Origin of the sequence: Bradyrhizobium sp. 149 (assembly GCF_023073915.1) — a bacterium.
Classification (GTDB): Bacteria; Pseudomonadota; Alphaproteobacteria; order Rhizobiales; family Xanthobacteraceae; genus Bradyrhizobium.
Map to the genome: position 1 here is coordinate 95,393 of NZ_JADPKK010000005.1, position 14,850 is coordinate 110,242.

The 14,850-nt window shown below is 64.1% G+C and carries 15 protein-coding genes; 7 read left to right on the plus strand and 8 right to left on the minus strand.

Features of this window, described 5'->3' with window-relative positions:
* Window positions 1–9: 9 nt before the first annotated feature.
* On the minus strand, window positions 10–156 hold the full coding sequence (locus IVA88_RS01675; RefSeq protein ID WP_247495705.1) for a histidine kinase: 147 nt from the start codon (window positions 154–156) through the stop codon (window positions 10–12).
* A gap of 184 nt (window positions 157–340) precedes the next feature.
* On the opposite strand from IVA88_RS01675, the gene IVA88_RS01680 reads away from it, so the two are divergent.
* The 3 genes from IVA88_RS01680 to IVA88_RS01690 all read left to right on the plus strand — a co-directional run bounded on the left by IVA88_RS01680 (window position 341) and on the right by IVA88_RS01690 (window position 3,506).
* The gene (locus IVA88_RS01680) at window positions 341–964 is read left to right on the plus strand and encodes a shikimate kinase (RefSeq protein WP_247495572.1); all 624 of its coding nucleotides are present in this window, start codon (window positions 341–343) and stop codon (window positions 962–964) included.
* Window positions 961–2,109 carry a 3-dehydroquinate synthase gene (gene aroB, locus IVA88_RS01685; protein WP_247495573.1) on the plus strand — a complete coding sequence of 383 codons (1,149 nt, stop codon included), beginning with the start codon at window positions 961–963 and terminating at the stop codon, window positions 2,107–2,109. Before IVA88_RS01680 ends, aroB begins: the two co-directional genes overlap by 4 nt.
* A gap of 92 nt (window positions 2,110–2,201) precedes the next feature.
* Window positions 2,202–3,506: an HlyC/CorC family transporter gene (locus tag IVA88_RS01690; RefSeq protein WP_247495574.1), complete on the plus strand. Its 1,305-nt coding sequence runs from the start codon at window positions 2,202–2,204 to the stop codon at window positions 3,504–3,506.
* 4 nt (window positions 3,507–3,510) lie between these two features.
* On the opposite strand, the gene IVA88_RS01695 is transcribed toward IVA88_RS01690, so the two are convergent.
* Window positions 3,511–3,795, minus strand: coding sequence for a BolA family protein (locus IVA88_RS01695; protein ID WP_211400108.1), 285 nt, complete (start codon window positions 3,793–3,795; stop codon window positions 3,511–3,513).
* 107 nt (window positions 3,796–3,902) lie between these two features.
* Here IVA88_RS01695 and IVA88_RS01700 point away from each other — a divergent pair, with 107 nt between their 5' ends.
* Window positions 3,903–4,538, plus strand: coding sequence for a DnaJ domain-containing protein (locus IVA88_RS01700; RefSeq protein WP_247495575.1), 636 nt, complete (start codon window positions 3,903–3,905; stop codon window positions 4,536–4,538).
* A 21-nt stretch (window positions 4,539–4,559) separates the two neighbouring features.
* Here IVA88_RS01700 and IVA88_RS01705 read toward each other — a convergent pair whose 3' ends face one another.
* Window positions 4,560–5,654 carry a citrate synthase/methylcitrate synthase gene (locus IVA88_RS01705; RefSeq protein ID WP_247495576.1) on the minus strand — a complete coding sequence of 365 codons (1,095 nt, stop codon included), beginning with the start codon at window positions 5,652–5,654 and terminating at the stop codon, window positions 4,560–4,562.
* 79 nt (window positions 5,655–5,733) lie between these two features.
* Here IVA88_RS01705 and IVA88_RS01710 point away from each other — a divergent pair, with 79 nt between their 5' ends.
* A complete protein-coding gene (locus IVA88_RS01710; protein ID WP_247495577.1) occupies window positions 5,734–6,960 on the plus strand; it encodes a citrate synthase family protein in 1,227 nt (408 codons plus the stop codon).
* Window positions 6,961–7,074: 114 nt separating this feature from the next.
* On the plus strand, window positions 7,075–8,439 hold the full coding sequence (atzF, locus tag IVA88_RS01715; protein WP_247495578.1) for an allophanate hydrolase: 1,365 nt from the start codon (window positions 7,075–7,077) through the stop codon (window positions 8,437–8,439).
* 33 nt (window positions 8,440–8,472) lie between these two features.
* On the opposite strand, the gene IVA88_RS01720 is transcribed toward atzF, so the two are convergent.
* The 5 genes from IVA88_RS01720 to IVA88_RS01740 all read right to left on the minus strand — a co-directional run bounded on the left by IVA88_RS01720 (window position 8,473) and on the right by IVA88_RS01740 (window position 13,490).
* Window positions 8,473–9,198, minus strand: coding sequence for a Crp/Fnr family transcriptional regulator (locus IVA88_RS01720; RefSeq protein ID WP_247495579.1), 726 nt, complete (start codon window positions 9,196–9,198; stop codon window positions 8,473–8,475).
* A 723-nt stretch (window positions 9,199–9,921) separates the two neighbouring features.
* Entirely contained in the window at window positions 9,922–10,800 is an 879-nt protein-coding gene (locus IVA88_RS01725) for an ABC transporter ATP-binding protein (protein ID WP_247495580.1), read from the minus strand.
* Entirely contained in the window at window positions 10,788–11,567 is a 780-nt protein-coding gene (locus tag IVA88_RS01730; RefSeq protein WP_247495581.1) for an ABC transporter permease, read from the minus strand. The genes IVA88_RS01725 and IVA88_RS01730 overlap by 13 nt, the downstream gene beginning before the upstream one ends.
* Window positions 11,564–12,565 (minus strand): NrtA/SsuA/CpmA family ABC transporter substrate-binding protein, encoded by a 1,002-nt coding sequence (locus IVA88_RS01735; protein ID WP_247495582.1) that lies wholly within the window; start codon window positions 12,563–12,565, stop codon window positions 11,564–11,566. Before IVA88_RS01735 ends, IVA88_RS01730 begins: the two co-directional genes overlap by 4 nt.
* Window positions 12,566–12,830: 265 nt before the next feature.
* Entirely contained in the window at window positions 12,831–13,490 is a 660-nt protein-coding gene (locus tag IVA88_RS01740; protein ID WP_247495583.1) for a DedA family protein, read from the minus strand.
* 296 nt (window positions 13,491–13,786) lie between these two features.
* On the opposite strand from IVA88_RS01740, the gene cobS reads away from it, so the two are divergent.
* Window positions 13,787–14,785 (plus strand): cobaltochelatase subunit CobS, encoded by a 999-nt coding sequence (cobS, locus tag IVA88_RS01745; protein ID WP_247495584.1) that lies wholly within the window; start codon window positions 13,787–13,789, stop codon window positions 14,783–14,785.
* The last annotated feature ends 65 nt before the right edge of the window (window positions 14,786–14,850 follow it).

Consider the following 14,850-nt stretch of genomic DNA (forward strand, 5'->3'; position numbering starts at 1 on the left):
GCCTAGCGCCTATTTCTTGAGAAATTTGTCCGGCGGGATCGTCACCGTCATTTCCCGCGGCTTGGGATTGACGAAGTTCGCCAGCGCGAAGACCACGCCATAGACGACGCCGGCGATCACGGCGACGACCGTCAGGAAGCGGAACAGGCTGGGCATCGGCAAGATCTCGGAGAGGGTCTCGGTCAGGGGCTTGGCGGGCAAATTAACCAATGAAATCATCCAACACGTTCGCCGTTTCGTGGCAAGAGTCCTCTGGCGAGGGCCCCTGCGGGGTCGTATAGGTGGCCAAAGGATGCCGCCTTTGGCGGCAGATCGAGCGAGACCCATTCGAGCGAGACAAATGTCCGACGCCGCGTTGCCGATCCAAGCTTCGCCTGAGGCCGACATCCTGTCGGCGCTCGGGACGCGCTCGATCGTGCTCGTCGGCATGATGGGCGTGGGCAAATCCACCATCGGCCGCCGCATGGCTCTCAGGCTCAAGCTGCCCTTCGTCGACGCCGACACCGAGATCGAGGCGGCAGCCGGCATGACCATACCGGAAATCTTCGAGCGCCACGGCGAGCCGCATTTCCGCGACGGCGAGGCCCGCGTGATCGCGCGTCTGCTCGACGGCGGCCCCATCGTGCTGGCGACCGGCGGCGGCGCCTTCATGCGCGAGGAGACGCGGAGCCGCATCGCGGCGAAGGCGATCTCGATCTGGCTCAAGGCCGACCATGATGTCATCATGCGCCGCGTGCGCCGGCGCGCCGACCGTCCGCTCCTCCAGACCCCCGATCCCGAGGGAACCGTGACGCGCCTGCTCACCGAGCGCGAGCCGGTCTACGGCAAGGCCGACCTGACCATCGCCTCGCGCGACGTGCCGCACGACAAGATCGTCGAGGAGACCATCGAGACGCTGCGCGCGCATCTTTGCGGCGAACAGGCGTCCCCGCCACCAGCCGACGTCGCGAGTGCCGTACGATGACCGCGCCTTTGAAACATTCCGATCCTGTCAATGTGAAGGTCGCGCTCGGCGATCGCGCCTATGACATCGTCATCGGCCGCGGCGTGCTGGCCTCGCTCGGCGAGCGGGTCGCGCGTTTGCGCCCCGGCGTGCGCACCGCGATCGTGACGGATCGCACCGTCGCGAAATACTGGCTCGAACCCGCCGAGGCATCACTCGCCGCCGGGGGCATTCCGACATCGCGCATCGTCGTCGAGGAAGGCGAGATCTCCAAGACCTATGCCGGCCTCGAAAAGGTCAGCGAAGCCCTGATCGCCGCGAAAATCGAGCGCAACGATCTCGTCATCGCGCTCGGCGGCGGCGTTGTCGGCGATCTCGCCGGCTTTGCCGCGGCAATCCTGCGCCGCGGCGTCGACTTCGTGCAGGTGCCGACCTCGCTGCTGGCGCAGGTCGATTCCTCCGTCGGCGGCAAGACCGGCATCAACTCGCCGCAGGGCAAGAACCTGCTCGGCGCCTTCCACCAGCCGGTGCTTGTGATCGCCGACACCGCCGTGCTCGACACGCTGTCGCCGCGGCAATTCCGCGCCGGCTATGCCGAGGTCGCCAAATACGGCGTGCTCGGCGACGAGGCCTTCTTTGCCTGGCTGGAGAAGAACCATTCCGACATCTCGAAGGGCGGTTCGGCGCGTGAGCATGCGATCGCGACCTCCTGCCGCGCCAAGGCCGGCGTCGTCTCGCGCGACGAGCGCGAGACCGGCGAGCGCGCACTGCTCAATCTCGGCCATACGTTTGGCCATGCGCTCGAAGCCGCGACCGGTTTCTCCGATCGCCTGTTTCACGGCGAGGGCGTTGCGATCGGCATGACGCTGGCGGCGCAGCTCTCGGCCAGGCTCGGCATGATCGGCGAAGCGGATGCGACGCGGGTCGAGCGTCACCTCATCGAGGCCGGCCTGCCGACGCGCTTACAGGACATCGCGGGCTTCGCGCAGGAGGGGCTTGCCGATGCCGACGCGCTGATGGCGCTGATGGCACAGGACAAGAAGGTCGAGCGCGGCAAGCTCACCTTCATCCTGCTGGAGGCCGTGGGGCGCGCCGTCATCGCGAAGAACGTCGAGCCGGCTCCGGTGCGCGACTTCCTGAAGGACCAGCTCGCGCAAAGGTCATGACGCGCGGCTGAACGGCGTGAGAGCGTTTTCGAGCGAAGTGGGTACCGGTTCGCGTCAAGAAAACGCGTCAAAACAAGCAACCAGAGTGGTTCATGGATTGGCTCGGATTCACCATCGTCATTCTCTGCCTGCTCGTCTCCGGCTTCTTCGCCGCGAGCGAGACCGCGCTGACTGGCGCCTCGCGCGCCAGCATGCTGCGGCTCTCCAAGCAGGGTAATCGCGACGCGGACGTCGTCTCACAGTTGCTCGACATGCGCGAGCGCCTGATCGGCGCGCTGCTGCTCGGCAACAACATCGCCAATATCAGTGCATCCGCACTGGCCACCAGCATCTTCACGGCCTGGTTCGGCGACGTCGGCGTGCTCTATGCCACCGGCTTGATGACGGCACTGGTCGTGATCTTCGCCGAGGTGCTGCCCAAGACCATCGCGATCAACGCGCCAGATCGCATGGCGCTTGCGGTAGCGCGCCCGATGCGGCTGACGATGTACGTGCTGGGGCCGCTGCTGCGGATCGTGGAAGTCATCGTGCGGCTGTTGATGCGCCTGTTTGGCCTTGCCGGCGAGCACCAGGCGATCCTGTCGCCGACCGAGCGCCTCCGCGGTGCGGTCGACCTGCTGCATCATGAAGGCAAGTTCGAGAAGCAGGACCGCGACATGCTCGGCGGGCTGCTCGATCTGCGCGAACTCCAGGTCTCCGACGTCATGATCCATCGCACCGAGATGACGATGATCAACGCCGACCTGCCGCCGGAGGAACTGGTGCGCGAGGTGCTGGCGGCCGAATACACCCGCATCCCGCTGTGGCGCGAGAAGCCGGAAAATATCATCGGCGTGCTCCACGCCAAGGATCTGTTGCGCGCGATCCGCGCGGCCGACGGCGACACCTCGCGCATCGACGTCTCCACCATCGCGTTGCCGCCCTGGTTCGTGCCGGAAATGCGGCCCGTCTCCGAGCAGCTCAAGGCGTTCCGCCGCCGCAAGACCCATTTCGCGCTGGTCGTCGACGAGTACGGCGAAGTCGAAGGTCTTGTGACCCTGGAAGACATTCTGGAAGAGATCGTCGGCGACATCTCCGACGAGCATGACGTCGTGGTCGCCGGCGTGCGCGCCCAGCCGGACGGCTCGGTCGTCGTCGACGGCTCGGTGCCGATCCGCGACCTCAACCGCGCCATGGACTGGCACCTGCCCGACGAAGAGGCAACGACCGTCGCCGGCCTCGTCATTCACGAGGCGCGCTCGATCCCCGATCGCGGCCAGAGTTTCACCTTCCACGGCTTCCGCTTCCGCGTCCTCCGCCGCGAGCGCAACCGCATCACCGCGCTCCGTATTTCACCGGTGCCGCGCGAGACGGAAATGGAGGAAGCCAAGCGGCGGCGGGCAGGGACGTCGTTTTGACGCGCTAGCTCCCGCCTTCTCCCGGCGCTTGCGCATGGATTGCCAGCGCGTGCACGCTGCCGGAGAGTTCCGCGGCCAGCGCCGAATTTATCATGCGGTGGCGATCGACCCGGCTCTTCCCTTTGAAGGCCTGAGACACGATATATACGCGGAAGTGCGTCTCGCCGCTCGGCCGATGGCCGGCGTGGCCCTCATGCAAATGTGACTCGTCGACGACCTGCAGGCTTTCCGGCGTGAAAGCTTCCTGCAACTTGTTGCTGATAGTGTCTCTGATGGCCATCTGGGTCATTACGGTGCGAGATCGCTCTCCGTTATTTGCATAGTCTGGGCTATGCTTTCCAGCTAATTGCAATGTCAAGACTTGAAGGTTTTTGCATTGCGTAGTCAAAGTCAGCCATGCCGATCGATTCATCAAAGTTCTTCGACTCCATCCGGGTCAAGCCGAAAGGCAAGCAACCGGAGGTGAAGCCGCGCGACGCCGTGGTCAACTGCGAATGGACCGGGTGCCAGAACAAGGGCGCCCATCGTGCGCCCAAGGGTCGCGATAACCAGCGTGAGTACTGGCACTTCTGCCTGAACCACGTGCGCGAGTACAACCAGAACTACAATTTCTTCTCCGGCATGAATGCCGACGCTGTCGCGCGCTATCAGAAGGATGCGCTGACCGGCCATCGTCCGACCTGGAAGATGGGCGCCAATGGCGGCGTCAAGAAAGGCGCGGAGGCCGAGATCGACGGCGCCTTCGATCCGTTCAGCATGTTCCAGGAGCTCAACGGCCGCACCGGCTGGCGTGCCGGCCCGCAGGCCGCGCCGAAGGCCGAGACGCGCAAGATCATGAACGCCGAGCGCAAGGCGCTCCAGGTGATGGGCCTCGGCCCCGACTCCACGCTCGCCGACGTCAAGTCGAAGTACAAGGCGCTGGTGAAGCAGCATCACCCCGACGCCAACGGCGGCGACCGCTCCACCGAGGATCGCCTGATCGAGATCATCAAGGCGTATAATTATCTGAAGACCGTGGTGCGCGAGGCGTAGGCCTCGCGCCGGCCCCATTCCTCATTCCTTCGGCATCGCCCCCACATAGGACGAGCTCGGCCGGATCAGCCGCCCCGTGCGCTGCTGCTCGCGCGCATGCGCTGTCCAACCGGCGGCGCGGGCCACCGCGAAGATCGGCGTGAAGGCCTGCCTTGGAATCGCCAGCGCATCGAGCAGGATCGCGGTGAAGAACTCCACATTGGTCTCCAGCGGCCGGTCCGGGTTCTTCTTGCGCAAGGCGCCGCGGATATAGGCCTCGACCTCGCCGGCAAAGGGCAGGTCGGCTCCATGCGAGGCGAGCGCCTCGATCGCGGTCTTGAGCACGTCGGCGCGCGGATCGCGCACGCGATAGACGCGGTGACCGAACCCCATCATCCGCTCGCCGCGCGCCAGCGCCGCATCCACCCAGGTCTGGATGCGCTCGCGCGAGCCGATCGCGTCGAGCATCTCCAGCACCGGCTCCGGCGCGCCGCCATGTAGCGGACCCGTGAGCGCGCAATAGCCGGCGGTGATCGCGGCGAACAGATCGGCTTGCGTCGAGGCGACCACGCGCGTGGCGAAGGTCGAGGCGTTCATGCCGTGATCGCAGACGGTGACGAGATAGGCGTCCAGCGCGGTGACCTCGCGCGTTGCCGGCGCGCGCCCATGCAGCATGCGGAGCGTATCGGCGGCGTGGCTCACGCTCGGATCGGGCGCGACCGGGTCGAGCCCTTTGACGCGCCGGACGAGCGCGCCTGCGATCACGGGAAACGCACCGACGATGGTTGCTTCATGCTCCAGCCCGTGCTCCGCGCGAAGTCCCGCGACCGCCGCGCGAAACCCGTCCACGATGCCCATGCCGCTTGTCGCCGGCAGCAGGTCGGCCAATCGCGCGAAAGCGCGTTCGCGCGCGGCGCCGAGATTCGCCCGCACATTGGCTTCGCTCAGCGTGGTCTTGCTGGCGCCGTTCCAGAGCCGGGCGGTGACGCCCTCAAAGCTCGACTGGCTCGCCAGTCGGCCGACATGCTCGCCGGCGATGATCAGCTCGCCGCGCTCGCCGTCGACATGACTCAGCACGGTTTCGGCCGCAGGAACGCCGTCCAGCCCGATCTGGCTCTTGGTGAGGTGGATGTTCATGGCCCAAATCTCCGTTTTGCTACCCAGCGAAAGGTCGGGCCTCTCGACAGATTGATCAATCTTGATTACATAAATCAATATGAAAAATTCTGAGGAGCTCTATCTCTCGGCCCGGGAGGCCGCCGCCGAGCTCGCGATCTCGCCGGCCACCCTCTACGCCTATGTCAGCCGCGGCCTGGTCCGCTCCGAGCCGACGCCGGACTCGCGCAAGAACCGCTATCGGGCCGAGGACGTCCGGGCGCTGAAGGAGCGCCGGGTGCCGTCGCCGGAGCCGCGCGGCCTGCGCAGCTTCGATGCCGATTTGCCGGTGATGGATACGGAGATCTCGACCATCACGGAGGACGGCGCGATCTATCGCGGCGTCAATTGCGTCGATCTCGCCGAGAACGACACGCTGGAGCACACGGCGACGCTGCTGTGGGACGTCTCTGGCGTCGATCCGTTCGCGCCGGACAATCTTCCCGCGGTATCCGATGAGATGCGCTTGATCGCGCAGGCCGCGCGCCGCGCCGCGCCGATTGATCGCGCCATTGCTGTGCTGGCGCTCGCATCGAGCGCCGATCCCCGCGCTTTCACCCGCGCGCATGATGGACGTGCGATGGTCGGTGCGCGCATTGTCCGGCTTCTGGTCGCGACCATGCTCAATACGGAGCCGTCGGCCGAGCCGTTGCACCAGCAGATCGCAACAGCCTGGGCCCCCGACCACAAGCACGCGGCCGATCTCATCCGCCGCGCGCTGGTTCTGCTCGCCGAGCATGAATTGAACGCCTCCACCTTCACCGCGCGCTGCGCGGCCTCGACCGGCCTCAATCTTTATGACTCCGTCATCGCCGGCCTCGCCGCGCTGAAGGGGCCGAAGCACGGCGGCGCCGGCGTGCTCGCCTCGCAGCTCGTCAAGGCACTGGTGGATCGTGACGTCGAGCCAATGGTCCGCGAACGCGTTGCACTCGGCGAACGCTTTGCCGGCTTCGGTCACGGCGTCTACAAGCGGGGCGATCGGCGCGCGCAGTCGCTCCTGAATGCTCTGTCCCGCGCCGGCGCGCCACGAAAATTCACTCGTGAAGTGCCGGAGCGGATCGCGGAGGCGACCGGCGAGCTCGTCAACATCGATTATGCGCTCGCCGTTCTGGTGCACGCGCTGCGCCTGCCCGGCGGCAGCGAGCTCGCGCTGTTCGCGATGGCGCGCAGCGTCGGCTGGATCGCACATGCCAGCGAGCAGCTACAGCACGGCAAGCTGATCCGCCCGCGGGCGCGTTATGTCGGGCCGGCGCCGGGGCGGAGGACGACGATGGAGCCGAAGACCTGACCCGGCCCCATGGATTAGCGCGGTTCACGGCGACAGGAGAAGCGCTTAATTGCTTTCCGTGCTGTCCACCCCCGGGCAGACTTGCAGCATGTCCTATCGCCCCGGGAGCCATTCGTGTCGCAAGCCGTCCTACCCAGCCGAAGCCGAGACCTTCGCACGCCCGCAGAACTCACGGCGACCATCGCAACGGCGTACGAGCGCATCGAACGTGACCAACACCGCAATTGCTGGATCCATGTGAGGCCGATCGGAGAAGCGCTGGCGGACGCTGAGGCTCTCGCGCGGCGCGCCGCGCAAGGCGAATTCCTGCCGCTCCTGGGTGTGCCTTTCGGCGTGAAGGACAACATTGACGTGGAGGGCATGCCAACCACGGCGGCTTGTCCGTCATTCGCCTATGTTGCGGAACGATCGGCCCGGTGCGTCGAGCGCCTCGTCGCAGCGGGCGCAATCTGTCTCGGCAAGACAAACCTGGATCAGTTCGCCACCGGGCTCTCCGGCGCCCGGTCACCTTACGGCGCCTGCCCGAGTGCCGCTGACGATCGCTATGTCTCGGGAGGGTCGAGCTCCGGCTCGGCTGTCGCCGTGGCCGCCGGCCATGTTGCTTTTTCACTCGGAACCGACACCGGCGGCTCGGGCCGGATACCGGCAGGTTTCAACGGCATCGTCGGAATCAAGCCGACGGTCGGGTTTGTCTCATCGCGAGGGCTCGTCCCGAACTGCCCGACCATCGATTGTCCGTCGATCTTTTGCAATTCCGCAGCCCAGGGCAAACTGTTGCTGGAGCTCGTTGAGGGCTTTGATGAAGAAGATCCCTACAGCCGCAAGGCGCTCGGCCCGCCATCTGCTTTCCCCCGGGAATTCCGCTTCGGACGCATTTCCGGTGGTCAGCTGAATTCATTCGGCATGCCCGAATGCGACGCGCTCTACGAACAGGCTTGCGAAAGGCTTGTGGGGTTGGGAGGCCGGGCCCTCGAGATTGACTTCACGCCTTTCGCCGAGGCCGGCGAGATGCTGTTTTCAGGGCCCTGGATCGCTGAACGCCATGCGGCGATCAGCAAGGTCTTCGATATCGATCGGGGCAATTTGCTGGAAGTGACGCGCAAGGTCCTGCATTCTGCAGCGCAGTTTACGGCGGCAGATGCGTTCGCCGCGCAACACCGTCTCCTGCAGCTGCGGCGGCAGGTCCAGTTACTCTTCAAACAGATGGACGTCCTCGTGGTGCCAACCGCGCCGCGTCCCTTCACGATTGCCGAGATGCTGGAGGATCCCATCACTCTCAATAGCCGTCTTGGTCACTATTCCTACTTCGCCAATCTTCTGGACCTGTGCGCGGTGGCGCTTCCCAATGCAACGCTCCCGGCCGGCATGCCCATGGGGGTCACCCTGCTGGCACCCGCATGGCAGGACCACGCCCTCCTGGACTTTGCCTCGCGATGGCAGCCGGACGATGGCGGCGCTCTCTTCGGTCTGAAAGTGTAGAGCTTCGGTCCTGATTCAATCAGAACCGAAGCTCTAGACGAGTTCGAGATCGAGCGCGCGCAAATTCAGAATGACGATCAGGCCCCTGTCGTAGCGGATGATGCCTCTCGCCTGCATGCGCGAAAGCTGCACCGTGACCCATTGTCGTGTCGCTCCGATCAGGTTGGCGAGATCGCCATGGGTGAACGGAATGCCGATCACGATCTCGCGGCCCTGCTGCGATCCGTAGATCTTGGAGAGAAAGATCAGCAGGCGCTGCAACCGCTCGGTCACCGACCGCGTGCCGAGCATTTGCGCCATGGCCGAGTAGCATCTCGCCTTGAAGGCCAGCGCGTCCAGAAGTGCTACCGCGATGGTCCCCGACTGAAGCGCAAGTTCGCGTAGAGCGAGGCCAGGCAGAAACAGCAGCCGGCAACGCTCAACTGCAACCGAAGACCACATATGCGCTCCGGCGCCGAAAAGGTCCGGCCCGCCGACGAAATTGCCGCCAAACCAGTAGGCGAGCGTCACCTCACGCCCGGAGGGGGCCGCATAATAGCTGCGGATCCGGCCGGATTCGATCAGATAGATGCCGCTCTGCGTGTCTCCCTGACGCCAGATATGGTTGCCGGTGTCGAGAATCTCGTGACGACCGATTGCAAGCACGCGACGCCGGTCAGGCTCACTCAACGGATCGAGTAAACCCGGCAGCGACCTGACCAGAGTATCCGACTCGGCCAGCATGATCCCGGCCGTAGCCCTGTGAGTTGCCGCTGACATCTGCCCGCTCCCTCGCAGCTGGAGCAGATCCATTCAAGAGCCGTGCCAGCACGCCCTCGGCTAGGACGTGTACTCATAAACGTCGGCTCACCAACGCAAAGCGGAAGTCTTCCACCTCGGGCGTCATCGGCGGCTTGTGACCCATTGCGGACGTTAGTTGCTTCGTCCTCCGCGTTTTCGTGCAAAGAGTATCAGTAGAGGATATGCCAGCGCGAGAATGAAGATTGCGTCGAACAAGTAGACGGTTATTCCGCGCGCGAACGATGCTGAGGCGCCGAACGTAAACTCTCGCGCGTTAGAGAACAGTATCGGCAGGTTGAGAACGTTCGACATGAAGTCACCGACCCAGCCACCTACGCAAGCGAAGCGTTGCTGTCCCTCGGACCAGCCGCAACCCATGGATTTTAGTATAGGGTAAGCGGCAAGCTCCAAGGGGACCACAACGACCGCAACTCCCACGATGCATAAGCAGAGCAGGCTCACAACTCGAAAAACCTTGAGTATTATCGACCCCGCCATTCGCCAAGAGTACCAATGTACATCGCCAGTTGCGACTGTCATTGATTGGTTGATCGAACGGCATCGGGGTGCGGTAAACGGACCCTTCACGGCGGATGAGCTTCTGCTTCTGGCCTATCTGCGACCTCGGAGACCATCCGTTATTCCGCCGCTACTGGCGGTAAACCGGCCATCAGGCGGTCAGCCGCTTGATGGGTACATGCCCTATGTCACCGTTTCCATCTGCTCGAAGGCCTTGCGGCCTTCGGTCCGGATCAGATCAAGGCAGTCCCGCTTGAGGGCGAGATAGGCGGGGTCGGTCAGGATGGCGCTGGAGCGCGGGCGCGGCAGGCCCACGGAAAGATCCCGCAGGATTCGGCCCGGCCCGGCGCTCATGATCAGCACGCGATCCGACAGGAGAATGGCTTCGTCGATATCGTGGGTGACGAAAACGATGGTGGCGTTGATCCGGTCGCGAAGCTCGAGAAGGTTGTCCTGCATCACCGCCCGGGTCTGCGCGTCCAAGGCACCGAACGGCTCGTCCATGAGCAGGACACGCGGCTGGTTTGCGAGGGCGCGAGCAATCGCCACCCGCTGCTGCATCCCGCCTGAAAGCGTATGCGGATAGGCGTTCGCGAATTTTGTCAGTCCGATCATTTCGATCAGATCGTCGGCGGTCCGCAGCGCCTCCGCTTTCGACTTGCCGAGCGCGCGCGGCCCGTGAGCGATATTACGGCGCACCGATTTCCACGGAAACAGATGCGGCTGCTGGAAGACCATCCCGATATCCGGTCGCGGTGCCAGCATCGGCTCGCCAGCCACCATGACCTGGCCTTCGAACGGCCTCTCGAGGCCCGCCATCGCATTCAAAAGCGTAGACTTGCCGCAGCCCGAGGGACCAACGAGCGAGACGAATTCGCCCGACATGACCGCCAACGACACCCGGTCCACCGCAATAACCTGCCCGCGCCGCACATCGAAGACGATGCTTAAATCCTCGACACGGATGATCGCTTGTGGGGTTGCCGATGAAGGTGCGGGCGCTGCATCCACCAGCCGAAGCGGTGGGGGCGGACGAAGCGGGTTGTGCATCATCGCCACCATACGGCACGTTCGGCAATTGCTGCGAAGGAACGATCGGCGATGAATGAGAGCAATCCGAGCGCGGCGAGCCCTCCCATGACCTGTCCGGTCTGCATATTCTGTTGCGCAATCTCGATCCGGTAGACGATGCCGGCAAACGCGCCGGCCAGCTCAGCGGCAACCAGCGTGTAAAAGGAGATGCTTACGGCGGTGCGCAGGCCGACCACGATGTAGGGAAGCGCGCCCAGCAGGACGATCTCCGACAGCATCTGCCGACGTGGCGTGCCGAGCATCTGCGCGGCGCGAATGAGCCCGCGATCGACCTTCTGCACGCCGATATGAGTCGCGAGCCACACGGTGAAGAACACACCCCAGACGACCAGAAACAGCTTGCCGGCCTCCGACAGGCCAAACCAGAGGATCACGATCGGCACAAAGGCGATGGGAGGGATCGGGCGGAGAATATGGAACAGCGGGGACAGCAGGCTTGAAACCAGCCGGAACTGGCCTGTCAGGACACCGAGCATGATCCCACCCGCGGTGCCGATCAAAAACCCCGCAGTGACGCGGAAGAGGCTTGCGGAAAGGTCCTCGAAAAACTGACCGCTATGGATCCAGTCAAGGACGGCGACAGCCACCGTCGAAGGTGGCGGAAAGAGCACGGCGTTGACGATCCGCGATCTCGCAATCAATTCCCAGACGCCGACGAAGGTTGGGACGGAGAGCACGCCGACAAGCACGCTCAGGCGTCCGGCCGCGTTCGCACGGTTGCGCCCGCCAATGCTCATGGATTGGCCGACAGCGTCACGCGCGCGGGATCGAGCGCCTTCAGCGATGCCGTCGCAATGACCTTCGAGAAATCGGGCATCTCCGCTCCGGGCGGATGATTGCCGGTCTCCAGCCGCCAGGCAGCGTGCGTTTTCAGCGTCTCGAGCAGCTTGTCGTCGAGCCGCACATGATAGATGTAATCCGACCAGATCGCCGCCAATTCGTCGCGCTTCATGCCGGTTGCTGCGGCAACAATGTCGATCGCTTCGTTCGGATGAGCCTTGACCCAGCCTTCAGCCTCAATGAGGGCAGCCAGGAATTTGCTGACGACCGCGGGGTTTGCCTCCAGATAGGACCGCGTCACAACGATGTTGAAGGTCTCCGAGTAGACCCCCTTGGTGTCGAGCAGGACGGCACCCTCGCCAAGAGCCTTCTTTGCATTTGCCACGTGCGGCTCCCAGGTGTCGAAGGCATCAATGCTCCCCGCCGCCAGCGCGGGAAGCATCTCCTGTGGGCGAAGATTGACGAGCGTAACGTCCTTGGCGGTCAGTCCCGCCGCTTTCAGCAGAACCGATGTGTAGACCTCGCTGCCTGTCCCGGCCGTGAAGCCGATGCGTTTACCGCGCAAATCGGCTTTCGTTCTGATTGCGGCGGACGCGGCCGTCATTGTCTTCAGATCCGAATATTCCATGCCGGCGACGAAGGCGATTGACTGCCGGGCCATCGCGGCCGCCGTGACCGGAGCTTCGGCGGTCGTTGCGATATCCGCGCCTCCGCCCACCACCGTGTCGAGGCACTGCTTTCCGCTCGTGAAATTCGAGACGGAAATATCGAGTCCCTGCTTGGCGAAGAGGCCGTTCGTCTTGGCGACGATTGCGAGGGCCGAAATCGGCGCCAGATTCTGCGCAAGCCGCGCCTTCAGCACGTCTTCGGCTGCAGCCGGAGAGCCGGGGTTCAAGACGCCCGCACATGCCGAGATCGCAAATAAGACCGTGCGAAGAGCTGTTTTCGAGCGCATGCAACCATCCCCGTCGTGTCGGCGGCCGCAAGGGCCAGCCTCTGATTGGGCGAGGGTCATCCGAAGGCAACGCGCCGTGAAGCAATTAATCGACAAGCTGTGCCGCTGACAAAAGTTTGCGCATCGTGGAAGCGCAGAGGGCCGCAATTTGGGCAGCAGGGAGCTCCATGCGCCTGCTTCTTGTGCTGCGTGCAACGCAGGCTATCCGGCGGCCGTGCTTGAGAAGGGCAAAGTCGAGGCTGCGGTGCTTAGGCTCGGCATCGCATCAAGCCCGCGTCTTCGCCGCCGCGACACCGCTGCCGTGGCGGCGACGGATGGTCCAGATCGCCAGCGCCAGAACGATCGCTATGCCGACCACGCCGAGGATCCAGATGTGTTTGCCGATATGCTCATGGTGCGGGAGACCGGCATATTCATGCAGCGCCGAGACCGCCAGAACACCCGGCAGCACGTGCGCGGGCGCCCAGACCAGGATCGCCGGGATGTTGATGGCGTAGAAGCGGGCCGGAGACATGCCGAGCGCGCCGGCGGTGACCGGGACGAACGCCCGGATCGGCGGCACGAAGCGGGCGAAGAACACCGCCCAGCTGCCGAAGCGATGGAAGAAGTTCTCGCTCTGCTCGACGACGCGGGGATAATTGGTCAGCGGCCAGGTGTTGAGGATCTCCCGTTGCTGCCGGTGCCCGATCCAGTAAGCCGAACCATCGCCGAGCACGGCGCCGAGCGCCGCCGCCAGCAACACCCATTGCAGCTTGAGCTCGCCGCCCGGGACCAGGGCGCTCAGCGCCAGGATGATGGTCGAGCCGGGGATCACCGAGCCCACCACCGGAACTGCCTCCAGCAGGGCCGCCAGGAACAGGGTCAGATAGGCCAGCCACGCATGGGCCGAGACGAATGAAATGAGGGGATCGAGAAAGGACGTCACGTCGTCTCTGTGGTGGGATCGGACTTTTGGGGTTCGAACCCTACACAAGTAACCAGCGGCGGCAAAAGTGCCACCCGTATGGGCAGGACCCTGCCTCGGATCAAAATTTGAGCGTGATTCGCAGGGCAGCCTTCCAAAAATCGCGTTCCTTGCCTATCTAAATGAAAAGACAGCGGAACTTTGATTGGGGCGCGGGCTTCTGCCCGCACGTTGTCTCTGATAGGTTCGCAGCCGCACCCAGCCGCAGCCAACGTGCAATAACTGGTCTCGGGATCGCCCGGGACCTCGGAGGATTGATGACGACCGCCGCGATGTCCAAAGTTGAGGAAGTTTCCGGTTTGCCCGATATGAAGGTGTCGGTGCGCCAGGTGTTCGGGATCGACAGCGATCTCGAAGTCCCGGCCTATTCCGAAGTCGATCCTCACGTGCCCGAAGTCGATTCCGACTACCGCTTCGATCGCGCAACCACGCTCGCCATTCTCGCCGGCTTCGCCCACAACCGCCGCGTGATGGTCACAGGCTATCACGGCACCGGCAAATCCACCCATATCGAGCAGGTCGCTGCGCGGCTGAACTGGCCCTGCGTCCGCGTCAACCTCGACAGCCACATCAGCCGTATCGACCTCGTCGGCAAGGACTCGATCGTGGTCCGCGACGGCAAGCAGGTCACCGAATTCCGCGACGGCATCCTGCCCTGGGCGCTCCAGCATAACGTCGCGCTGGTGTTCGACGAATACGACGCCGGCCGGCCGGACGTGATGTTCGTGATCCAGCGCGTGCTGGAGGTCTCGGGACGCCTGACCCTGCTCGACCAGAACAAGGTGATCAAGCCGCATCCGGCGTTCCGGATGTTCTCGACCGCCAACACCGTCGGCCTCGGCGACACCTCGGGCCTCTATCACGGCACCCAGCAGATCAACCAGGGCCAGATGGACCGCTGGTCGATCGTCACCACGCTGAACTACCTCAGCCATGACGAGGAAGTTGAAATCGTGCTGGCCAAGGCCAAGCACTATCGCACCACGGAGGGCCGCGACATCGTCAACAAGATGGTTCGCCTCGCCGATCTCACCCGCAACGCCTTCGCCAATGGCGATCTGTCGACCGTGATGAGCCCGCGCACGGTGATCACCTGGGCCGAGAACGCCGACATTTTCAGCGACATCGGATTTGCGTTCCGGGTCACCTTCCTCAACAAGTGCGACGAGCTCGAACGTCCGCTCGTCGCCGAGTTCTACCAGCGCTGCTTCAACGCGGAGCTGGCGGAATCCTCGGTAAACGTGGCGCTCAGCTGATCTCTCTCGCGATATGTCGTCCCGGCGAACGCCGGGACCCATACCGCGAGGTCTCTCGGTGAAGC